The sequence below is a fragment of the Prauserella cavernicola genome (assembly GCF_016595675.1).
Taxonomy (GTDB): Bacteria; Actinomycetota; Actinomycetes; order Mycobacteriales; family Pseudonocardiaceae; genus Prauserella_A; species Prauserella_A cavernicola.
The window spans coordinates 369,024-390,350 of sequence record NZ_JAENJH010000004.1; the positions used below are offsets into that span (position 1 = coordinate 369,024).

14 protein-coding genes are annotated in these 21,327 nt (G+C 71.4%); 8 read left to right on the forward strand and 6 right to left on the reverse strand.

Translation table 11 applies throughout. The annotated features are described in order from the left end of the window. The first annotated feature begins 21 nt into the window (after positions 1 to 21). The gene (locus JHE00_RS19510; protein WP_200320046.1) at positions 22 to 1,185 is read left to right on the forward strand and encodes a lactate 2-monooxygenase; all 1,164 of its coding nucleotides are present in this window, start codon (positions 22 to 24) and stop codon (positions 1,183 to 1,185) included. 54 nt (positions 1,186 to 1,239) lie between these two features. Here JHE00_RS19510 and JHE00_RS19515 read toward each other — a convergent pair whose 3' ends face one another. The 3 genes from JHE00_RS19515 to JHE00_RS35905 form a co-directional block, all read right to left on the reverse strand. Beyond that, a complete protein-coding gene (locus JHE00_RS19515) occupies positions 1,240 to 2,433 on the reverse strand; it encodes a GH25 family lysozyme (protein ID WP_200320048.1) in 1,194 nt (397 codons plus the stop codon). After that, positions 2,433 to 2,984, reverse strand: coding sequence for a carboxypeptidase (locus tag JHE00_RS19520; RefSeq protein ID WP_230424545.1), 552 nt, complete (start codon positions 2,982 to 2,984; stop codon positions 2,433 to 2,435). Before JHE00_RS19520 ends, JHE00_RS19515 begins: the two co-directional genes overlap by 1 nt. An 87-nt stretch (positions 2,985 to 3,071) precedes the next feature. Next, on the reverse strand, positions 3,072 to 6,074 hold the full coding sequence (locus tag JHE00_RS35905; RefSeq protein WP_200320050.1) for an AfsR/SARP family transcriptional regulator: 3,003 nt from the start codon (positions 6,072 to 6,074) through the stop codon (positions 3,072 to 3,074). A 93-nt stretch (positions 6,075 to 6,167) separates the two neighbouring features. Here JHE00_RS35905 and hrpA point away from each other — a divergent pair, with 93 nt between their 5' ends. Then, complete coding sequence (gene hrpA, locus JHE00_RS19530) at positions 6,168 to 10,049, forward strand: ATP-dependent RNA helicase HrpA (protein WP_200320052.1); 3,882 nt, start codon at positions 6,168 to 6,170, stop codon at positions 10,047 to 10,049. A gap of 10 nt (positions 10,050 to 10,059) precedes the next feature. On the opposite strand, the gene JHE00_RS19535 is transcribed toward hrpA, so the two are convergent. Further along, on the reverse strand, positions 10,060 to 11,490 hold the full coding sequence (locus tag JHE00_RS19535) for a Na+/H+ antiporter NhaC family protein (RefSeq protein WP_200320054.1): 1,431 nt from the start codon (positions 11,488 to 11,490) through the stop codon (positions 10,060 to 10,062). A 141-nt stretch (positions 11,491 to 11,631) separates the two neighbouring features. Between JHE00_RS19535 and JHE00_RS19540 the strand changes: the two genes are divergently transcribed. Further along, the gene (locus JHE00_RS19540; protein WP_200320056.1) at positions 11,632 to 13,071 is read left to right on the forward strand and encodes an amidohydrolase family protein; all 1,440 of its coding nucleotides are present in this window, start codon (positions 11,632 to 11,634) and stop codon (positions 13,069 to 13,071) included. 4 nt (positions 13,072 to 13,075) lie between these two features. Here JHE00_RS19540 and JHE00_RS19545 read toward each other — a convergent pair whose 3' ends face one another. After that, positions 13,076 to 14,710, reverse strand: coding sequence for a bifunctional 3'-5' exonuclease/DNA polymerase (locus JHE00_RS19545; RefSeq protein WP_372440478.1), 1,635 nt, complete (start codon positions 14,708 to 14,710; stop codon positions 13,076 to 13,078). A gap of 137 nt (positions 14,711 to 14,847) precedes the next feature. Between JHE00_RS19545 and JHE00_RS19550 the strand changes: the two genes are divergently transcribed. Then, on the forward strand, positions 14,848 to 16,473 hold the full coding sequence (locus JHE00_RS19550; protein WP_200320060.1) for an acyl-CoA synthetase: 1,626 nt from the start codon (positions 14,848 to 14,850) through the stop codon (positions 16,471 to 16,473). A 28-nt stretch (positions 16,474 to 16,501) separates the two neighbouring features. Here JHE00_RS19550 and JHE00_RS19555 read toward each other — a convergent pair whose 3' ends face one another. Then, positions 16,502 to 17,383 (reverse strand): hypothetical protein, encoded by an 882-nt coding sequence (locus tag JHE00_RS19555; RefSeq protein ID WP_200320062.1) that lies wholly within the window; start codon positions 17,381 to 17,383, stop codon positions 16,502 to 16,504. Positions 17,384 to 17,573: 190 nt separating this feature from the next. Here JHE00_RS19555 and JHE00_RS19560 point away from each other — a divergent pair, with 190 nt between their 5' ends. The 4 genes from JHE00_RS19560 to JHE00_RS19575 all read left to right on the forward strand — a co-directional run bounded on the left by JHE00_RS19560 (position 17,574) and on the right by JHE00_RS19575 (position 21,238). Next, positions 17,574 to 18,764, forward strand: a complete 1,191-nt coding sequence (locus JHE00_RS19560; protein WP_200320064.1) for a S8 family peptidase — start codon at positions 17,574 to 17,576, stop codon at positions 18,762 to 18,764. A 112-nt stretch (positions 18,765 to 18,876) separates the two neighbouring features. After that, positions 18,877 to 19,626 (forward strand): SDR family oxidoreductase, encoded by a 750-nt coding sequence (locus JHE00_RS19565; RefSeq protein WP_200320066.1) that lies wholly within the window; start codon positions 18,877 to 18,879, stop codon positions 19,624 to 19,626. Position 19,627: 1 nt separating this feature from the next. After that, the gene (locus tag JHE00_RS19570) at positions 19,628 to 20,290 is read left to right on the forward strand and encodes a histidine phosphatase family protein (protein ID WP_200320068.1); all 663 of its coding nucleotides are present in this window, start codon (positions 19,628 to 19,630) and stop codon (positions 20,288 to 20,290) included. Between the two features lie 12 nt (positions 20,291 to 20,302). Beyond that, positions 20,303 to 21,238, forward strand: a complete 936-nt coding sequence (locus JHE00_RS19575; RefSeq protein WP_200320070.1) for an SMP-30/gluconolactonase/LRE family protein — start codon at positions 20,303 to 20,305, stop codon at positions 21,236 to 21,238. The last annotated feature ends 89 nt before the right edge of the window (positions 21,239 to 21,327 follow it).

Here is a 21,327-nt window from a genome sequence, read left to right on the forward strand (position 1 = left end):
AGAACGGTGAGAGGCGGCAGCGTGGCTGGTCAGTTCGCGGGGTATCAGAACGAGATCTACCTGCAGGGCTACGGCGGGACGGCACCGCCGTTCACGACCGACGCGACCAGACTCGAGGCCGCCGCCGCTGAGCTCATGGGGCCGGAGGCGTACTCCTATGTCGCGGGCGCGGCGGGTTCTGGCGCCACCGCCAGTGCCAACCGCGCGGCGTTCGACCGCTGGCGGCTGGTGCCGCGCATGCTCACCGACGCGACCGAGCGCGACCTCTCGAGCACGGTGCTCGGTACGCCGTTGCCGGCGCCGGTGCTGCTCGCGCCGGTCGGGGTGCAGTCCATCGTGCACGCCGACGCCGAGCGCGCCACCGCGCGGGCGGCCGCCGCGCTCGGGCTGCCCGTGGTCCTGTCCACGGCGTCGTCGACCAGCATCGAGGACGTCGCCGAGGCCTCCGGCGACGGGCCTCGCTGGTTCCAGCTGTACTGGCCGAACGATCCCGACGTGTGCGGCAGCATCCTGAGCCGGGCTCGGGAGGCGGGCTACACGGCGCTGGTGGTCACGCTCGACACGTGGACCCTGGCTTGGCGCCCGAGCGATCTCGACAGCGGGTACCTGCCGTTCCTCCAGGGCGAGGGCATGGCGGTGCCGTTCAGCGACCCGGTGTTCCGCTCCCGGCTGGACAAGGCGCCCGAGGACGACCTGCCCTCGGCGGTGCTGCGCTGGATCTCGATGATCACCGGCACCGACCGCGGCTGGGACGCGCTGGCGTTCCTGCGCGAGCACTGGGACGGGCCCATCGCGCTCAAGGGCATCCAGCACCCCGACGACGCGCGCAGGGCCGCCGACGCCGGGATGGACGGCGTGGTCGTGTCCAACCACGGCGGCCGTCAGGTCGACGGCGCGGTCGCCTCGCTCGACGTGCTGCCGGAGATCGTCGCCGCGGTGGGCGACCGGCTCGAGGTGCTGTTCGACTCGGGTGTGCGCACGGGCGCGGACGTGGTGAAGGCGCTCGCGCTCGGCGCGCGGGCGGTGCTGCTCGGCAGGCCCTGGGTCTACGGGCTCGCGCACGGCGGCGAGGACGGCGTGCGGCACGTGCTGCGCAGCCTGCTCGCCGACCTGGACCTGACCATGGGCCTGTCCGGTCATCGCCGGATCACCGAGCTCACGCCGGCCGTGCTGCGCCGGGCCTGACGACCGCGCGGCGGGCCCCGTCTCCGGGACCCGCCGCGCGGCGGTATGTGGACCTCAGTCCTGGATGTCGTCGAAGCGGTGCGGCTCGAAGTTGTCCTTGCCCGGGTAGGGGTAGGCCAGCTTGCGGTGCACGGTCTCCGGCGGGGTCTGCTCGTAGGCCCAGTACTCGGTCTTGTCGTCGTTGGCCCACTTCTCGAAGATCACCACGTGACCGGCGGCGCCTCCGGTGCCCGGCCCGAGATTGCCGATGATGTCGCCCTTCTTCAGCTCGCTCTTCTTGATCGGGTGCGACACGTCGGGCAGGGTCACCGTGCTCAGGCTGCTGTCGAGCTTCCACGCCAGCGACACGTAGCCGGAGCAGTCGGTGCGGTAGCCGTCCTGGTAGTTCTCCATGCTGTAGGGCACCGGGTCGTCGGACCACGTCTTGGCCCGTTCGATCACCTCGTCGCGCGTGATCGCGGCGGAGGTCTCCGCCGACGCGGGAGCCGCGGCACCGGCAGCGCCGCGCGCCGAGCCCGCGGCGAGCGCCTTCAGCTCGTCCACCGTGCCGTTGAACCGGTTGACGTCCACGTCGCCGGTGACGCCGTCGACCGATCCGGAGTCGCTGTACTGCCAGAAGGTGTGCGCGTCCCAGCCGCCGATCGTGGAGGGCTTGTCCACGCCCCAGTCGGCGATCCACAGTGGATTGTCGGCGAACGCGTCGGAGTCGCCCGTGCACTCCTTCCAGAACCCGGGGCTGGTGTAGATGATGCCGTCGCGCTCGGTGGTCTCCTTGACCTCGGCCAGAAACGCCGTGATCCAGTCGGTCATCTCGGAGGCGCTGAGCCCGTAGCAGGTCGCGCCGTCGGGGTTGGCCTCCATGTCCAGCACGGGTGGCAGCGTGTTGCCGTCCGCGGAGAAGCTCACCGTGTCCAGGAAGCGCGTGGCCTGGTCGGCCGCCGCGCCGCTGCCCGGCCTGGCGAAGTGGTAGGCGCTGCGGATCAGGCCCGCGTCGGCCGCGCCCTCGTACTGCGTGTCGAATTCGGGGCTGGTGAACGACGTGCCGTCGGTGGCGAGCACGAACGCGAACTCCTGCCCGTCCGCCTTGACCGCCTCGAAGTCGACGGTGCCGTTGTGGTTGGAGACGTCGATGCCGTGTGCGTCCTCGGCCGCCTGCGCGCCGGGAGCGCTGAGCAGTCCGAACAAGACCGCTGCGGCCGAGCCGATCGCACCGATCCGGGTAATGGTGGTCTTACCGCTGGTACTCATCAGGACTCCCAAGCGCAGTGGACGTGCGTGTCGTGGCCCGCGTCGCCCGGCCCGAGGATCTCGACGGCACCGAGGTCCTCACAGGCCTGTTTGAGCTCGCTGACCTTGGAGTTGCCGGAGTTCACGGGGTCGCCGTCGATCTGGTCGATGTCGACCGCGGTGCCCGCGTAGTGGTAGGAGGTGGCGCTGTGGTCGCCGCCCGCGATCGTGGTGACGCGGTAGGAGTAGGTCTTTCCGAGCGACACCATGCCCTCGAGCATGTTCGTGGACAGGTCGACGTCGGTGACGCCGACGTCGCTCCAGGGGCTGGTGGAGGCGGGGTTGCCCTCGGAGGTGTCGATGACGTTCTGTTCCGCGGTGGACTCGGGATGATCGTTGCCGCTCACGTGGCTGTCCAGCAGGGTGATGCCGTCGTCCGCGAGGACGTCCTTCGCCAGGTCCTGCCGGGAGGCCGCCGCGGCCGGTGCCGCGGTCAGTAACGGCAGTACGACGGCTGCCGCCACCGCCGTGACGGACGCGGCCGCTGTCGCGGTGGTCGCTTTCGTACGCACGCTGCTCTCCTTCCCTTTGACGCGGTTGCCAATGACGACAAGGAAAGAGGCAGGCCCTAAACGAAACCTAAAGTTTCGTTAAGCGGGTCAACGCCGCAGGTCAGAGTCCTGCGCGGGGCCCTCGGCCGCGAGGATCGCGGCGATCGCGACCTGCTCGCACCGGCGGTAGCCGAGTCCGGCGAACAGGCCCGAGGCGGCGCGCAGGGTGGCGATCGCCGCCTCCTTCTCGCCGTGGCGAGTCCACAGCCTGCCGAGACCGAGCAGCGCGTAGGCCTGGCCGCGGCGGTCGTCGAGGGCGTGGAACATCTGCTGGCACGCGGCGAGGCTGAGCTCCGCGCGGTCGGGCAGGTCCTGGTCGGAGTACAGCTCTCCGAGCGAGTAGAGCGCGTACGCCCGCGCGTGCCGGTGGCCGAGCTCGGTGAACAGCTCGCACGCGCGGGTCAGCCGGACGTCGGCCTCGTGCAGCCTGCCCGTGGCCCTGTCGACCTCGCCGAGCGAGCGCAGCACGTGCGCTTCCCAGTGCACGTCGGCCTGTTCGCGCGCGATCTCCACCGCGGATTCGAGGAGGGCGCGGGCCTCGTCGTACTCGCCGCGCCAGCGCAGCACGTCGGCGAGCCGCTTCTCCGCGCGGGCGACGCCGCCGAGCGAGCCGAGCGACTCGGCGAGCTGACGGCTGTCGGTGAAGCAGTCCTGCGCCGCGGAGAGGTCGCCGATGTCGGCGAGCAGCGAGCCGAGCTGGTGCAGCGCGTCGCCACGGCATTCCTGGTCGCCGCACAGCTGGGCCAGCAGCAGCGCCGTGCGCAGATCCTCGCGGGCGCGGTCGAGCCTGCCGCGTTCGATGTCGACGTCGGCGCGGGCGGTGAGCACCCTGGCGAGGCCGCGGTCGTCGCCGAGCTCCTCGAACGCGGCGCCGGCGAGGTTGTAGTAGCGGCTGGCGACGCCGGCCCGCCCGCTCTCCCAGCGCAGGTCGCCGAGTGCGCACAGGCTCATCGCCTCGGCAGCGCGGTCGCGGGTGCGGCGGGCGGCGAGCAGGCCGAGAACGGCGACGTCGCGTACGCCGGGGTCCGACGGCCTGCGTTCGGCCAGTCCCGCGAACGCGTCGGCCAGCTGCCAGGCGTGGCGCCACCAGCCGCTGGCGTAGGTCCAGTGAGTCAGTGCCACGAGGTTGCCCGCCTCCTCGTGCCGCCAGCCGCCCGGATCGGACTGGACCGCGCGGGACGCGGCCGACGAGGCGGGAGCCGGGGCCGCGACGGGCGGGAACCGGCTCGCCCTGAGCTTGTCGTGCGCGCGCGCCGCGAGTTCGAGGTAGCCGTGCACGAGCCGCTCCATCGCCTCGCCCGCGCAGGGTTCGGGTTGTTCGGCGGCGAACGCGGCGATGAGGTCGTGCAGCCGGTAGCGCACGAGCCCGACGGAGTCGCGGCCCGCCACCTGCAGCAGCTGCGCCTCCACCAGGCCCTCGCACACGTCGCGTGCGGTGTCGGCGGAGCAGTCCAACAGGGTCGCCACGGTCCAGCGGGTGCAGCTCGGCAGGCCCGCGTGCCCGAGCAGGCGCAGCGCGCGCCGGTGCTGCGCCGGGCATTCCGCGTAGCTCACGTCGACGGTCGCGCGCACGTCCAGATCACCCGCGCGCAGCTCTCCGAGCCTGCGGTGCCGGTCGGCGACCCGCGCCACGAGCTCGGAGATCGGCTCGTAGGCGTGGGCCGCGAGCTTCGCGCCCACGATGCGCACCGCGAGCGGCAGTCCGCCGCACAGCCGCACCAGTTCGCGTGCCTGCTCCGGCTCGGCGTCGAGCCGCGCGCGCCCGGCGAGCGCGGCGAGCAGGTCCAGTGCCTCGGTCTCCGGCAGCTCCGGTACCTCGACGGTGTGCGCGCCCTCGAGCCCGAGCAGCCGCCTGCGCGAGGTCACCAGCACCGCGCAGCCGCTGCCGCCGGGCAACAGGGCGCGCACCTGCTGCTCGCCGCGCGCGCCGTCGACGAGTACGAGCACGCGGGCGTTCGCGGTGCGACTGCGCCACAGGTGCTGGCGGTCCGACAGCGACGACGGCAGCTCGTCGTCGGTGACGCCGAGCGCGCGCAGGAACCGCCCCAGCACGTCGAGGGAGCTGCCCTCGCCCGTGACCACCTGCGCGTCGGGGAAGTGCCCGCGCAACGCGTTGGCGGCCCGCACGGCGAGCGCGCTCTTGCCGAGCCCGCCCTGTCCGCACAGCACGAGCACCCGCGGTGCCCCGTCCGGTCCGGACAGCACCTCGCGCTCGATCTCGCCGAGCAGCTCGGCGCGGCCGGTGAAGTCGCCGATGTCGGGTGGCAGCTGCGCGGGTGCGATCGCGGGCCGGGTCGGGGCTTCCACCCCGGCGGGTGCGCGCAGCCGCCGCACGGCCTCGCGCAGCGCGCGGCCCGGCCGGACGCCGAGCTCCTCGGCCAGCGCGAGGCGCGTCTGCTCGAACACCGCGAACGCCTCGCTCTGCCTGCCCGCCGCGGCGAGCGCGGTGACGAGCTGTGCGGCGAGCGTCTCCTGCGTCGGCTCGGCGACCACCTGCCCGCGCAGCTCGGCGATCACCTCGCTGTGCCTGCCGAGCGCGAGCTCCACGGCGATCCGCCGCTCCAGCGCCGCCGCGCGCTGCTCGTCCAGCCACGTCGCGTGGGCGCTCACCACCGCTCCGCCCGTGACATCGTGCAGCGCGGGCCCGCGCCACAGCTCCAGTGCCTCCCGCAGCGCGTCCGCGGCCCCGTCGAGGTCGCGTCGCTCCGCGAGCCGGTGCCCCCGGTCGGCGAGAGCGAGGAACCGGGCCTGGTCGAACGCGTCGCCGGGCACGTCGAGCCGGTAGCCGCCCCGGTAGGTGCGCAGCACCTGCAGCGGGTCGCGCGCGGGCACGCCGGGGGCGAGCAGCTTGCGCAGCGAGGACACGCACATCTGCACCATCACGGTGGCCGAGCCGGGCGCGCGGTCGGGCCACAGCTCGTCGACGAGCGTGGTGGTGGGCACAGCCTCATTGGCCTGGATCAGCAGCGTGGCCAGCACGGTTCGCTGCTGGCCGGGTGAGACGGTCTCGCCGTCGACCGTGAGTGGCCCGAGGACGCCGTAGCGGATCACGTGGCCCCCCGGTGTCCGGTTCGTGATCTTTCGCCTAGAGCGTGTCGCAGCGGGACCGGCCGCGCAACACCAGCCAGTAAGCTGGTGCGCGGTATGTCCACACGTTCCCCCCTTGATGAGCTGCGGCCCCGGCTGTCCGGGCTCACCCTGCGCGATGCCCACCGGCTGCGCCGCCGGATCGACGGCGCGCGCAAGTCCCGCGACCGCGACGCCGTCGCGGCCAGGATCTCCGCCGACATCGACACCGCCGAGCTGCGGGTCCAGCGCAGGCGCGAGGTCGTGCCCGTGCTCGAATACCCGGCCGAACTGCCGGTCAGCCAGCACAAGGACGACCTCGCCGAGGTGATCCGCGAACACCAGGTGGTGATCGTCGCGGGGGAGACCGGGTCGGGCAAGACGACGCAGCTGCCCAAGATCTGCCTCGAGCTCGGACTCGGGGTGCGCGGGCAGATCGGCCACACCCAGCCGCGCCGGATCGCCGCGCGCACGGTGGCCGAGCGCATCGCGAGCGAGCTGAACACCGAGCCGGGCTCGGTGGTGGGCTACAAGGTGCGCTTCACCGACACCTCCGGCGACGACACACTCGTCAAACTCATGACCGACGGCATCCTGCTGGCCGAGATCCAGCAGGACCGCATGCTGCGCCAGTACGACACGATCATCATCGACGAGGCGCACGAACGCAGCCTCAACATCGACTTCCTGCTCGGCTATCTCAAGCAGCTGCTGCCGAGACGGCCCGATCTCAAGGTGATCATCACCTCCGCGACGATCGACCCCGAGCGGTTCTCGCGGCACTTCGACGACGCGCCCGTGGTGGAGGTGTCGGGCCGCACCTATCCCGTCGAGGTGCGCTACCGGCCGGTGGTCGACCCCGACGACCCGGACGCCGACCAAGACCGCGACCAGGTGCAGGCGATCGTCGACGCGTCGCGCGAGCTGCTGGCCGAGGGACAGGGCGACGTCCTCGTGTTCCTGTCGGGGGAGCGCGAGATCCGCGACACCAGCGAGGCGCTCACCGCGCTGCAACTGCCGAACACCGAGGTGCTGCCGTTGTACGCGCGGCTCTCGGCGGCCGATCAGCATCGTGTGTTCCAACGGCATCGCGGGCGCCGGATCGTGCTGGCCACCAACGTCGCCGAGACGTCGTTGACCGTGCCGGGCATCAAGTACGTGATCGACCCCGGCACGGCGCGCATCTCGCGCTACAGCCACCGCACCAAGGTGCAGCGGCTGCCGATCGAGCCGGTGTCGCAGGCCTCGGCCAACCAGCGCAAGGGCCGCTGCGGGCGGACGTCGGACGGCATCTGCGTGCGGCTCTACTCCGAGGACGACTTCGACGCGCGTCCCGAGTTCACCGACCCCGAGATCCTGCGCACCAACCTCGCGTCGGTGATCCTGCAGATGACCTCGCTCGGGCTGGGCGACATCTCGGCGTTCCCGTTCGTGGAGCCGCCGGACCGCCGGCAGGTGACCGCGGGCGTGCAGCTGCTGCAGGAGCTCGGCGCACTCGACGCCACGGCGGGCAGCCTCACCCCGGTCGGGCGTCAGCTCGCGCAGCTGCCGGTGGACCCGCGCATGGGCCGCATGATCGTGGAGGCGGCCAAGAACGGCTGCGTGCGCGAGGTCATGATCATCGCCTCGGGTCTGTCCATCCAGGACCCGAGGGAGCGGCCCGCCGATAAGCAGCAGGCCGCCTCGCAGCAGCACGCGCGCTTCGCCGACCCGAGCTCGGACTTCCTGTCCTACCTCAAGCTCTGGGAGTACCTGCGCGAGCAGCAGAAGGCGTTGTCCAACAACCAGTTCCGCAAGCTGTGCCGCGCGGAGTTCCTCAACTACCTGCGCGTGCGGGAGTGGCAGGACATCTTCAGCCAGCTGCGCCAGCTCGCCAAGCAGCTCGGCATCACGCTCAACACCGTGGACGGCGACCCGCAGCACATCCACACCTCGCTGCTGGCGGGGCTGCTCTCGCACGTCGGGCTCAAGGACCCCGCGAAGGGCGACTACCTGGGCGCGCGCGGCACGCGGTTCGCGGTGTTCCCCGGCTCGGCGCTGTTCAAGAAGCAGCCGCGCTGGGTCGCCTCGGCCGAGCTGGTGGAGACCTCGAAGCTGTGGGCCCGCGTCAACGCGCGGGTGGAGCCGGAGTGGATCGAGCCGCTCGCCCAGCACCTGGTGAAGCGCAACTACTCGGAGCCGCACTGGGAACGCAAGCAGGGCGCGGTGATGGCCAACGAGCGCGTGACGCTCTACGGCATCCCGCTGGTGGCGGGCCGCAAGGTGAACTACGGCCGCATCGACCCCGAGCTGTCGCGGGAGCTGTTCATCCGGCACGCGCTCGTCGAGGGTGACTGGGACACCAACCACGCGTTCTTCCGCGAGAACCTCGCCCTGCTCGACGAGGTGGAGGACCTGGAGAACCGGGCGCGGCGGCGCGACATCCTCGTGGACGACGAGACGCTGTTCGCCTTCTACGACGAGCGCGTGGGCGCCGAGGTGGTGTCGTCGCGGCACTTCGACTCGTGGTGGAAGAAGCAGCGGCGGGAGCAGCCGGACCTGCTCAGCTTCGAGAAGGCCATGCTCATCAACGCCACCGCCGACGCGGTGAGCGAGGCCGACTACCCGGACACGTGGACCCAGGGTGAGCTGCGGTTCGCACTGACCTACCAGTTCGAGCCGGGAGCAGGCGCAGACGGCGTGACCGTCCACATTCCCCTGCCGGTGCTGAACCAGGTGAGCGCCGACGGCTTCGACTGGCAGGTTCCGGGCCTGCGCGAGGAGCTGGTGACCGCGCTCATCAAGTCGCTGCCCAAGGCGCTGCGGCGCAACTTCGTGCCCGCACCGGACACCGCGCGCGAAGTACTGTCCAGAGTGGACCCGGCTCGTGGCTCGCTGTACGACGTGCTGACCGACGAGCTGGAGGCGCTGCGCGGCGTCGCCGTGCCGCCGGAGGCGTGGCAGCCGGAGTCGATCCCCGCGCACCTGCGGATGACGTTCCGCGTCGTCGACGAGCGCACACGCCCGCTGGCCGAGGGCAAGGACCTGGAACAGCTGCGCGACCGGCTCGGCGACCGGCTGCGCAAGACGATCTCCGCCGCGGCCGACAGCGTGGAGCGCGCCGGGCTCACCACGGCGACGTTCGGCGAGCTGCCCCAGGTGTTCCAGGCCAGGCGGCGCGGGCACGAGGTGAAGGCCTATCCGGCGCTGGTCGACGAGGGCGACAGCGTGGCCGTGCGCATGCTCGACACCCCTGGCCAGCAGCGCACGGCGATGTGGGAGGGCACCCGGCGGCTGCTGCGGCTCAACGTGCCGTCGCCGATGAAGTACCTCAACCGCAACCTCGGCAACACGGCGAAACTCGTGCTCACGCGCAATCCGCACGGCAGCGTGGCCGGGCTGCTGGAGGACTGCGTCGACTGCGCGGTGGACAAGCTCGTCGCCGAGGGCGGCGGTCCCTCGTGGGACGAGGCCGGGTTCGCGGCCCTGCTGGAGCGGGTGCGCACGAGCCTCAACGGCACGGTGCTGACCGTGCTGCGCGAGGTGGAGAACGTGCTGCGCGCCGCTCACGACGTGGAGGCCAGGCTCGCCGACACCCGTGGCGACGCGCTCACGGAGTCGCTCGCCGACATCCGAGCGCACCTCGACTCGTTGGTGCACAACGGTTTCGTCACCACGACCGGGTACGACCGGCTGCCCGACCTGGTGCGCTACGTCAGGGCGATCGAGCGCAGGCTGGAGAAGCTGCCGGGCGACCCGGCGCGCGACGTCGAGCGCCTGCGGGAGGTCGACTGGCTGTGGCAGGAGTACCGGGCGGTGCTCGACACGTTGCCGCCGCGCACCGCGCCGGGACCCGAGCTGGCCGAGATCCGCTGGATGATCGAGGAGCTGCGCGTCAGCTTCTTCGCCCAGACCCTGCGCACCGCCTACCCGGTGTCGGTCAAGCGGGTGCTGCGCGCGCTCGACGACGCCGCCGTCTAGACCGCGGGGCTCACGACAGCAGCGCGAGCTGGATGACGTACACGGCGAGCGAGGCCGCCAGCAGGATCCAGCCGCAGTAGATCATCCGCTTCAACGCGGTGGAGCGGGCGAACGCCATCGGCGAGATCATGTTCGGTCCGGGGAACGGGCCGAAGGTGTCGGCCTGGCAGGAGCACAGCAGCACCACGGCCCACGCCGCCACCGGCACGCCCAGGGCGTCGGCCGTTGGGCCGAAGACCCGGTCGATCACGATCACCTGCGCCGCCGACGCGCCCGAGATGCCGAGCCAGCCGATCAGCGCGACCACGATCAAAAAACCCAGTACGCCCAGTGCCTTCAGGTCCGTGCCGAAGCGCTCCAGCAGCACGTCGTAGGGCTTGAGCTCCTCCACCACGGCGAGCAGCGCGGCCAGCATCCAGAACAGCAGGAACATGTCGACCAGTCGGCCGCAGCCCTCGTAGATCGCCTTGAGCACGGTGTTGATCGGCATGCGCGCGGCGATCCCGGTGACCACGGCCATCAGGACCAGCGCGACGACGGCGAACGACGTGCCCGCCTTGGTGACCACGCCGTAGACGACGAGCACCGCGAACGAGATCAGGAACGCGACGGTGCTGCGGCGCGCGCTCGGTGGCAGCACCGCGTCGGGCTCGCCGATCTCGCGCTCGTCGTAGTAGTCGTCGGACGAGACCGGGTGGCGCTGACACCAGCGGATCACCACGAAACCGACCGCGAAGCACACGATGGTCAGCGGGCCGCCCGCGGTGAGCACGTACTCCGGGTAGCTGATGCCGGAGTACTCCCTGATCGCCACCATCGAGCCCACGAACGGCGCCACGAACATGCCGCACGCCCCGCCGATGAACATCATCAGCGCGGTGGAGGAGCGGGTGAAGCCGAGCCGGGCCGCGATGGGGATCACGATGGGTGCGGCGATGGCGAAGGCGCCGATGAGCGTGCCGAGCGCGATCACCAGCACGCCCGAGGCGATCATGATGCTCAGCTGTGCTCGCACGGCGGTGTCCACGCCGAACCGGTCGACGATCATGCGCACGAGGAACGTGGCGCCCTGCGTGCGGGTGAGCACCTCGCCCAGCCCGGCGCCCAGCATGATGATCAGTCCGATCTCGACGATGTCGGAGCCGAGCGCGTCACCGAGCATGCCCGCTGCGTCGATGGGATTGCTGTGCAGCAACAGGAATCCCGACAACAGCGCGGCGACGCTCGCGAGCATGATGTCCAGCCCGACGAGCACCAGGATCGCGTAGATCGCGATGGGAGCGAGCCCCCACAGGGTCGGCCCGTCCACGGTGAACCCGACGATCAGGCTCAGGCCGAGCGCGAGTGCGGTCAGCCCGATCCTGGCCGCCTTGAGCCCGGGGGAGACGCGGTCACCGGCGTCCGGTTGGGGCGGAGCGGCCTCGTGCTGGACGTCGGACATGTGGTGGGCTCCCTCGCGCTCGATGCTGAACGGGGACGGTAGTTGGCTAAAGTTGCGCGTGCAAGAACATACGCAAGAGATATTGCATCGAGGTTTCGGGCTGTCGTAGCGTGACCGGCACGCACACCGGAGGGATACCGCATGACCCGCACGTTCGACCTGCTGATCCGCCGCGCCTGTGTCGTCGACGCCGACGGGGAACAGGGAGTCGCCGACGTCGGCGTGCGGGGCGGTGTCATCACGGCCGTCGAACCGGAGCTGACCGAGAGCGCCACCACCGAGATCGACGCCGACGGACTGGTGCTGCTGCCCGGCGTCGTCGACAGCCACGTGCACCTCACCGATCTCGCCGCGCACGGATCGGAGGGCCGCTCGCCCGCGCACGAACGGCTCGCCCGCGCAGGCGTGACGACGGCGGTGGAGTTCTTCGACTTCCGCACCGTGCTCGACCAGTGGCACGCCTCGGCCGCGGGACTGACGATCCTCGGTCTGCAGGGGCTGCCCGCCTACACCGACGGCACGCCCTCGGCCAGGATCCGCGACGACGTGGGCTCGGCGCTGCGCGACGGCGCGATCGGGATCAAGCTGCTCGGCGGGCACTTCCCGAGTGACCCCGGCTCCTCGGCGCGTGCCATCGCGGAGGGCGCCGACGCGGGCTGCTATGTCGCCTTCCACGCGGGCACCACCGCCAACGGCAGCAACCTCGACGGCATGCGCGAGGCACTCCAGCTCGCCGACGGGCACCCGCTGCACCTGGCCCACACCAACGCCTATCTGCGCGGCGCGGTCACCGAGCTCGTGGAGGAGAACCAGCTCGCGCTGACACTGCTCCACCAGCATCCCGAGGTGGTGAGCGAGGCGCATCTCGCCCCGCTGAACCTGTGCCTCGGCGGGCTCGACGGCGACGAGTTCACCGACCACATCGTGGTCAACTGCCTGCGGATGGGCGGCTATCCGACCACCCGGGCGGGACTCGTGCGGGCCTTCGCCGACGGGTTCGCCCACTGCCTGCGCCAGGACGCCGGGCAGGCGGTGCCGGTCACCGGCGACGAGGGACGCGCGGTGTGGGAGCGCGACCCCGCGCGCGCGTCGCTGTGCTTCCCGGTGAACCGGCGGCTCTCCGGCTTCATGCAGAGCTGCGCGCGCCGCGACGAGAGCGGCACCGTGCGCTTCGACGGCACGGGCGAGTTCGTGGTGGACGCCATCTCCTCCGACGGCGGCTACTGGCGCAACCTGGTGCTGGACCAGGGACTCGCGCTGGTGCAGTTCGGTGCGCTGAGCCTGCCGCAGCTCGCGCACAAGACCAGCCGTGCGCCCGCGGCGTTGTTCGGACTGCGCGGCAAGGGCACGATCGCACCGGGAGCCGACGCCGACCTGGTGATCGTCGACAGTGGACAGCGGACGGTGCGGCTCACCGTCGCGGCGGGAACCGTGATCTTCGACGGCGAGCACGTGGTGGGCCAGGGCGGCACCGTGGTCACCACCGAGCACGGCACCGCCGCACTGCGGCAGCGCCGCATCCCGCATCGGGTGCTGGACCTGACGGACGGCGAGTTCCTGCGCCGGGGGTCGGCCGTCTAGCGGCTCACTTCGCCTCCGAGTAGGCGTCCACGATCGCGGCGGGCATCGGGAAACGGACCGGGCACGACGGGCCGAACACCCGCGTCGCGGTCTCGCGGACCGCCTCGGCGAGGCACTCGGTCACCTGCTCGGCCAGCTCGGCGGGAGTGTGCACCAGCACCTCGTCGTGCTGGAAGAGCACCAGGTGCGCCGGATGGGGCAGGCGCCGGCGCAGGGTCGCGAGCAGCACGGCCGTCCAGTCGGCCGCGCTGGCCTGCACCACGAAGTTGCGCGTGAACCGGCCCCAGTCGCGGGCGGCCCTGCGGGCCTGGTCCTCGTCGCCCGCGCCGCCGGTGAGCGCACGCCACGCCGCCGAGGGCGGGGGAGAGGTGCGGCCGAGCCGGGACCGCACGAGCTCGCCGCGTTCGCCCGCCACCGCTGCCTGCTCCACATAGGACACGGCGGCCGGGAACCGGCGGCGCAGCAAGGCGAGCAGCGACGACGCCTCGCCCGCTGTGCCGCCGTACATCGCCGAGAGCATCGCGATCTTCGCGCGGCCGCGGTTCTCGTCGGAGGCCTCCGCGCCGGGGAACATCGCCTCGGCCAGGCTCGTGTAGAGGTCCGTCGACCCCGACACCTCGGCGAGCTGCCGGTCGCCGGACAGTGCGGTGAGGACGCGGGGCTCCAGCTGCGCGGCGTCGGCCACCACGAGCTTCCAGCCGGGATCGGCGCGCACACACGAGCGCAGCACGCGCGGGATCTGCAGCGCCGCGCCGCCCCGGCTGGCCCAGCGCCCCGACACGACCCCGCCCACGACGTACACCGGCCGGAACCGCCCGTCGTGCACCCACTGGTCGAGCCACGCCCAGCCGTGCGCGGAGTGCAGCCGCGCGAGTTCCTTGTACTCCAGCAGCGGCGCGACCGCGGGGTGATCGAGCTCGCGCAGCACGTGCGCCCTCGCCGACGGGATGGAGATGCCGGCCCTGCCGAACGCGCGCACCACGCTGCCGGGCGCGTCGGGATTGAGCGCCCGCCCGCCGAACGCGTCCTGGACCCGGTCTGCCAGCTCGGCGAGTTTGCGCGGTCGCTGCCCGGCGGGGACCCGTTCGCCGAGCAGTTCCGTGAGCAGTTCCCGGTGTGCGCCGGCCCGCCACGGCAGGCCGTCGGCAGACATCTCCGCCGCGGCGAGCGCGCTCGCCGACTCCGCGGTGACGAGCAGCCGCAGCCGCTCGGGGTGCGGCAGCCGTTCGAGGCGCCGCAACTGCTCGGCGAGCACCACCTCCATCGCGTCCACCAGCTCCACCCCGTCGGGCAGGCCCGAGCCGCGCGGGTCGAACAGAGTGGGCTGCTCGTCGAGGTCGGGGTGGGAGGGCCGCTCGTCGGGCGGTGGCTCGAGCCCGCGGGCCCGCGCGTAGGCCGCGGCGAGGCTGCGCGACTGCTCGTGCCTGCCCTCGTGCGCCAACAGGATTCCCTCGATCAGGGAAAGATCATGACAGCGGTGGACGCGGACGCCGCCGTCCAGCAGCAGCGGATAGTCGTGCTCGACCGAGGCGAAGACCCAGCGCGGGCGCAGTTCCCGCTCCCAGCGCGCGGCGTGTTCCACCAGTTCAGCCCCGCTCAGCTCGGCGGGCACGGCGAGCTCGCCGCCGAGGGCGCGCACGGCGTGGACAGCGCCGGAGGAGCGCGCGAGGATCAGCTGCACGGTGTGATTCTGCGCTGGGGCACCGACAGGTTGCGGTCGACGCCCGTAGCTACTTGCCGGTAGGTTATGTTCGTCGAGCTCGAGGAGGTGCCCCGATGAGAAGGCCGCCCACCGTGGCCGAGTTGGCCAGCCGCGTGTCCGAGACGGCCCGCAGTGTCGAGGTGCTGTGGCGGGCGGGACTCGTCCCGCTCCCGCGCGTCGACGAGGGGATCCGTTCGCTGGTCGCGACCCGCCGCTTCGGCCCGCTCGCCGGATCGGTCCGCATCGCGGCCCACCGCGACCCGATGGCCGTCGGCATCGTCGACGAGCGCGGGCCGCTCACCTTCTCCCAGCTCGACCAGCAGTCCAACGCGCTGGCTCGCGCGTGGTCCGAGCGCGGCGTGCGGCCGGGCTCGGCCGTCGCCGTGCTGTGCCGCGACCACCGCGGCCTGGTCCTCACCATGCTCGCCGCTGGCAAGCTCGGGGCGCCGCTGCTGTTGCTCAACACCGGCTTCGCCAAGCCGCAGCTCACCGACGTCGCCGCGCGCGAGAAGGTGGAGGTGCTGGTCTACGACGAGGAGTTCACCGACCTGCTCTCCGGGATCGAGGGCGTCGACCGCTACCTCGCGTGGACCGACTCCGACCTGGCAGGCCACGAACTGCCCGTGCTCGACGAGATCATCGCCAGCGCCGACGACCGGCCCGTGACGCCGCCGGAGAAGCCGGGCGGGCTGGTGCTGCTGACCAGCGGCACTACCGGCACACCGAAGGGCGCGCCGCGGCCCAAGATCTCGCCGCTGCACTCGGCGCAGTTCCTCGACCGCATCCCGCTGCGGGTCGGCGAGGCGACGTTCATGGGCGCGCCGCTGTTCCACGGCACGGGGATCTCCCAGTTCATCCTCTCGCTGGCGCTCGGCTGCACGGTGGTGCTGCGCCGCAAGTTCGACGCCGAGCAGACGCTGCGTGCCGTCGCCGAGCACCGCTGCAGTGCCGTGGTGCTGGTCCCGACCATGCTGCAGCGCATCATCGACCTCGGCCCCGAGGTGATCGGCAGGCACGACACGTCGAGCGTGCGCATCATCTTCGTCGCGGGCTCGGCGCTGCCGCCCGGCGTCGGCAACCGGGCCACCGAGATCTTCGGTGACGTCATCCACAACCTCTACGGCTCCACCGAGGTCGCGGTGGCCACCGTCGCCACGCCGGAGGACTGGCGTCGTGCACCGGGCACCGTTGGCCGCGCGCCCGTCGGCTGCCGCGTTGCGCTCTACGACGAGCAGGGCCACCGGATCACCGAGCCCGGCGTGACCGGACGCGTGTTCGTCGGCAGCGGGCTGGCGTTCGAGGGCTACACCGACGGCAGGCACAAGGAGATCATCGACGGCCTGCTCTCCAGCGGCGACGTCGGGCACTTCGACGCCGACGGGCTGCTGTTCATCGACGGCCGCGACGACGAGATGATCGTCTCCGGCGGCGAGAACGTGTACCCGGTCGAGGTGGAGAACCTCCTCGTCGAGCGCGACGATGTGGTCGAGGCCGCCGTTATCGGCGTGCCCGACGACGAGTACGGGCAGCGGCTCAAGGCGTTCGTCGTGGTCGCGCGGGGTGCCTCGCTCGACGCCGACACCGTGCGCGACCACGTCAAGCGGAACCTGGCGCGGTACAAGGTGCCGCGCGACGTCGAGTTCCTGGCCGAGTTGCCCCGCAACGCCACCGGCAAGCTGCTGCGCGGCGAACTGAGCTGAGCGCCCGACGAAAGTTGTGGGGCGGACGCTACGTCCACCCGATCCCGAAGACCCCGGGGCCGAAGTCGAGCGCGATGGCGTGCACGCTGTTGGCGTCGTCGATCTTGATCGCGGTCGTCTCGGCGTCGGGGGCGTCCCGCGGCCGGGAGTACCGCCAGCATTGTGCGGGCGGCTCCCCGGCACCGAAATGCACTTCCAGAAGGTATTCCGGAATGGGGTGCCAGAACTCGCGGAAATGGGTGCTGCGGAACTGCGGGCCGGGAACGTGGGCGTAGCGCAGTTCGTACTCGACGAGATAGGTCTCGCCGGTGTCGATCGGGGTTGCGAAGATCAGTTCGGCGAGCGTGAGCCCGGCCTCGACGTCCACCTCGACCCTGCCGATCGTGCAGTTGCGCAGCGCGCTCACCGCGGGCGCCTGGGTGCCGGGGCCGTCCTGGCGGTAGGCGAGCAGCCAGCGGTCCTGGCCGTCCGCGCTCGCCATGAAGACCGCCTTGGCCGTGACCGTGCTCTGCGCGCCACCAGGGGAGACCTCGCAGCGATCGTGGAGCCCGACGAGCGCGATGCCGGTGTCGGCGTCGAGCGTCAGCGGCCGCGCGGTGTCGTCAGCGCGCCTGCGCGACGACGTGCCTCTCGGCCGGGGCGGCGGGAGCAGGCCGAGTAGCGCTCCCGAGGGCAATGCGAGGATCTGTTCCAGTGCGCGGACGGCGGAAATGGAACTGAGCCGTTCCGGCTGGCGTTTTCCGGACTGCCAGTAACTGAGTGCGGTGACGCTGACGGTGATTCCGTGTTCCTGGAGCCGCGCCTGAATGCGGTCGAGGCCCAGTCCGCTCGTGGAAATGGCGCCTCGCAGGGCCGCCGAGAATGCGGTGCCACCCAATTTCCGGCTCGCCCCCCGACGGCGTTCGGCCATAACGATATGAACAAGGTTAGCAGCGCTCTGTAACGACCACGGTGCTGGCTTCGCAGGGTAATCAAGACCCCTATCGGACTACCAGAGGTTACTCCGAACGGCCTACAACTGGTAACTGTGAATTATTGCCCAACTGTGACCTTTCCAGCTTGCATGTTTCCCGTACTGCTGGGGACGAGGAAGGAAGCCAATGGGCAACTCGCGAAAGCTACGGCGGAGCGTCACCACGGGAGCGGTGCTTGCGGGCATCACCGGCGTGGTCGCCGCCAACATGGGCGCGGCGCAGGCGGCGCCGGCCGAAGGCACGATCCTGTCGGCCAACAGCCCCACCGCCGTCTCGGACAGCTACATCGTGGTCCTCAAGGACACGGCTCGCACGGCCAGCGTGTCGTCGGCCGCGACGACCCTCGCGTCCGAGTATGGCGCCAACGTCTCGCGCACCTTCGACACCGCCCTCGACGGGTTCTCGGTCAAGGCCAGTGAGGCCGAGGCCAAGCGTCTCGCCGCGGACAGCGACGTCGCGTACGTCACGCAGAACCAACGGTTCCACACCCAGCAGGCCCCGGCTTCCTGGGGTCTCGACCGCAGCGACCAGCGGGACCTGCCGCTGGACGACACCTACGCCCCCAGCGGTAGCGCCGAGGGCGTCACCGCCTACGTCATCGACACCGGTGTGACGGCCGACCACCCGACCTTCGGCGGCAGGGTCACCGGCGGTGCCGACTTCATCGACAACGACGAGGACCCGACCGACGAGCAGGGTCACGGCACCCACGTCGCGGGCACCATCGGTGGCGCCGAGTACGGCATCGCCCCGGACGTCGACCTCGTTCCGGTCCGCGTGCTCGACGCCAACGGCAGCGGCACCACCGAGCAGGTCGTCGCCGGAATCGACTGGGTCGCCGAGAACGCCAACGGCCCGTCCGTCGCCAACATGAGCCTCGGCGGCCCCGCCGACCAGGCGCTCGACGACGCCGTGAGCGGCGCGATCTCCGCGGGCATCACCTTCGGTATCGCGGCGGGCAACGAGGGCCAGGACGCGAGCAACAGCTCGCCCGCCAGGGTCGAGGAGGGCATCACCGTCGCCGCGAGCGACATCGACGACGCCCAGGCCGACTTCTCCAACTACGGCGAGGTCGTCGACCTCTACGCCCCGGGCGTGGACATCACCTCGTCCTGGAACGACGGCGGCGAGGACACCATCAGCGGCACCTCGATGGCGACCCCGCACGTGGTCGGCGCCGCGGCGCTGTACCTCGCGGCGAACCCGGACGCGGCGCCCGCCGACGTCGAGACCGCGCTGACCGAGTCCGCGACGCCGGACAAGATCACCAACGCGAGCCCCGGCACCGCGAACAAGCTGCTGTACGTGGGCGAGTGAGCCTGACGGCAACGGCGTAGGACAACAGCAACAGCCAGCACGTACTACCGGTGGCCCGGCGCGTCTCTCGCGCCGGGCCACCGGCTTTGTTACCAAACGGTAGGGTCGGCGCATGGTCTACCGGAAGAGCATCGTCATCACCGGAGCGAGTGCGGGACTCGGTCAGGGCATGGCCCGCCGCTTCGCGGCCGAGGGGCGCGATCTGGCTCTGTGCGCCCGCCGCACCGACCGGCTCGAGGAGCTCGCCGACGAACTGAAGAGCCGCCACGGGGTCCGTGTCGTCACCCGCGCGCTCGACGTCAACGACCACGAGGCCGTGTTCACCGTCTTCCGCGAGTTCCGCGACGAGCTCGGCGCCCTCGACCGTGTGATCGTCAACGCGGGCATCGGCAAGGGACAGCCGGTGGGCACCGGCTCCTTCGAGGTCAACCGGCAGACCGTCCAGACCAACCTCGTCGCCGCGCTCGCCCAGTGCGAGGCCGCGGTCGAGATCTTCCGCGAGCAGCAGGCGGGGCACCTCGTGGTGGTGTCGTCGTTCAGCGCGCTGCGCGGCCTGCCCCGCAACGTCACCGCCTACGCCGCGTCGAAGGCGGGTTCCGCCTCGCTGGCCGACGGCATCAGGGCCGAGCTGCACGGCACGCCCATCGCGGTGACCACCCTGTTGCCCGGCTACATCGAGTCCGAGATGACCGGCGGGGTCGGCCGCACTCCGTTGCTCAGCAGCAACGCGCGCGGAGCGGCGGCGTTGGTCAAGGCCATCGAGAAAGAACGGCCGAGGGCCTACGTCCCGACGTTTCCCTGGGTGCTGCTGAGCCCCGTCATGCGGTTCATGCCGGTCGGTCAGCTGCGCAGGTTCGTCTGACATGGGCGCCATCTACCTGGTGCGTCACGGGCAGGCCTCCTTCGGCGCCGCCGACTACGACGTACTCTCCGAGCGGGGAGCCGAGCAGGCGCGCCTGGCCGGCGACGAGCTCGGCAGGCGTGGCGTGCGGGCGAACGAGGTCTGCTGCGGCACGCTCTCGCGCCAGCGGGCGACCGCGGCCGAGGCACTCGCGCGCTTCGCGCCGGACGCCGTCGCGAAGGAGGACCCCCGATGGAACGAGTACGACCACGTCGACCTCGCCGCCCACCACGGCGGCGCGGTGACGCAGGACGGCGCCGAGCCGAGGGCGTACCAGACCGCGCTGGAGACGGCCCTCTCCGCGTGGACCGAGGCGGGTGCCGCCAGTCCGGCGGCCGAGCCGTGGCCCGACTTTCTCGGGCGGGTGCGCGGTGCGTTCGAGGAGCTGGTGGCGCGGCTGGGCTCGGGCGAGCAGGCGGTGGTCGTCACCTCCGGTGGCGTGATCGCGACGCTGTGCGGACTGGCCACCGGGGACGCGGCGAGGGGCCTGATCACGTTCAACCGGGTGGTCGTCAACGCGGGCATCACCAAGTTCGTCACGGGCAGGTCGGGTACGACCCTGCTGTCGTTCAACGAGCACGGCCACTTCGAGGGTGAGACGAGGCGGCTGCTCAGCTATCGGTAGGAGGCGGTCGGCATGGCGCGGTTCGGCAAGGTGGAGCTCTACCCGGTCAACGGGCGCGGGCCGGAGGACGTGCTGGTGGACGCCGACGGCGGTGTCTACACCGGACTCGAGGACGGCCGCGTCATCCGCGTCGGGCCCGGCGGGCGCCGCATCGACACGATCGCCGACACCGGCGGCAGGCCGCTGGGCATCGAGTTCTTCGGCGACGAGCGGGAGTTGCTCGTCTGTGACGCGCATCGGGGTCTGCTCGTGGTGTCGGTCGCCGACGGTGCGGTGCGCACGCTGGTCGGCGAGATCGACGGTGTGCCGATGGTGTTCTGCAACAACGCCGCCGTCGCCTCCGACGGCACGATCTACTTCACCGACACCTCCACGGTGTTCTCCATCGAGCGCTACCGCGACGACCTCATCGAGCAGACCGGAACCGGCAGGCTGTTCCGGCGCGCGCCGGACGGCCGGGTGGAGCGCGTCGCCGGGGGGCTGCAATTCGCCAACGGGGTGGCGTTGCCGCCCGACGAGTCGTTCGTGGCCGTGGCCGAAACGTCGGCGTGCCGCGTGCGCCGATTCTGGCTGAAAGGTGAGGAAACGGGCACCGAAGGCATTTTCGTCGACGATCTTCCCGGTTTTCCCGACAATATTTCCACGGGCAGTGACGGCCTGATCTGGGTCTCGCAGGCGAGTTCGAAACTGCCCGTGCTGGACGTGGTGCGCAAGCTGCCCGCGCCCGTGCGTACGGCGGTGCGCGCGCTGCCCGCGTGGCTGCAACCGTCGCCGGCCAGCACGTGTGGCGTGCTCGCAGTGTCCGCGCTCGGCGACGTCGTGCACCGCCTAGAGGGCGAGATCGACGGTTTCGACGTGCTCTCCGGCGTCCGCGAGCGTGCGGGCACGCTGTACTTCGGCAGCCTCGAACGGAACTGCGTCGCGACGACGCCCGTGCCGAGGGCGTGACGCCGCACACTCAGAAACCGCGTTGCCCGCCGAAATCGTCCGCGAGTACGATTCTCCACTGAAGTGGGGGAATTCTTGTTGACACCCCG

What these genes read in the sequence shown, in the direction of transcription:
- JHE00_RS19515 (WP_200320048.1), bottom strand. Translation starts at nt 2,433, where the DNA reads ATGAGTACCAGCGGTAAGACCACCATTACCCGGATCGGTGCGATCGGC.
- hrpA (WP_200320052.1), top strand. Translation starts at nt 6,168, where the DNA reads ATGTCCACACGTTCCCCCCTTGATGAGCTGCGGCCCCGGCTGTCCGGG.
- JHE00_RS19535 (WP_200320054.1), bottom strand. Translation starts at nt 11,490, where the DNA reads ATGTCCGACGTCCAGCACGAGGCCGCTCCGCCCCAACCGGACGCCGGT.
- JHE00_RS19540 (WP_200320056.1), top strand. Translation starts at nt 11,632, where the DNA reads ATGACCCGCACGTTCGACCTGCTGATCCGCCGCGCCTGTGTCGTCGAC.
- JHE00_RS19550 (WP_200320060.1), top strand. Translation starts at nt 14,848, where the DNA reads ATGAGAAGGCCGCCCACCGTGGCCGAGTTGGCCAGCCGCGTGTCCGAG.
- JHE00_RS19555 (WP_200320062.1), bottom strand. Translation starts at nt 17,383, where the DNA reads ATGGCCGAACGCCGTCGGGGGGCGAGCCGGAAATTGGGTGGCACCGCA.
- JHE00_RS19560 (WP_200320064.1), top strand. Translation starts at nt 17,574, where the DNA reads ATGGGCAACTCGCGAAAGCTACGGCGGAGCGTCACCACGGGAGCGGTG.
- JHE00_RS19565 (WP_200320066.1), top strand. Translation starts at nt 18,877, where the DNA reads ATGGTCTACCGGAAGAGCATCGTCATCACCGGAGCGAGTGCGGGACTC.
- JHE00_RS19570 (WP_200320068.1), top strand. Translation starts at nt 19,628, where the DNA reads ATGGGCGCCATCTACCTGGTGCGTCACGGGCAGGCCTCCTTCGGCGCC.
- JHE00_RS19575 (WP_200320070.1), top strand. Translation starts at nt 20,303, where the DNA reads ATGGCGCGGTTCGGCAAGGTGGAGCTCTACCCGGTCAACGGGCGCGGG.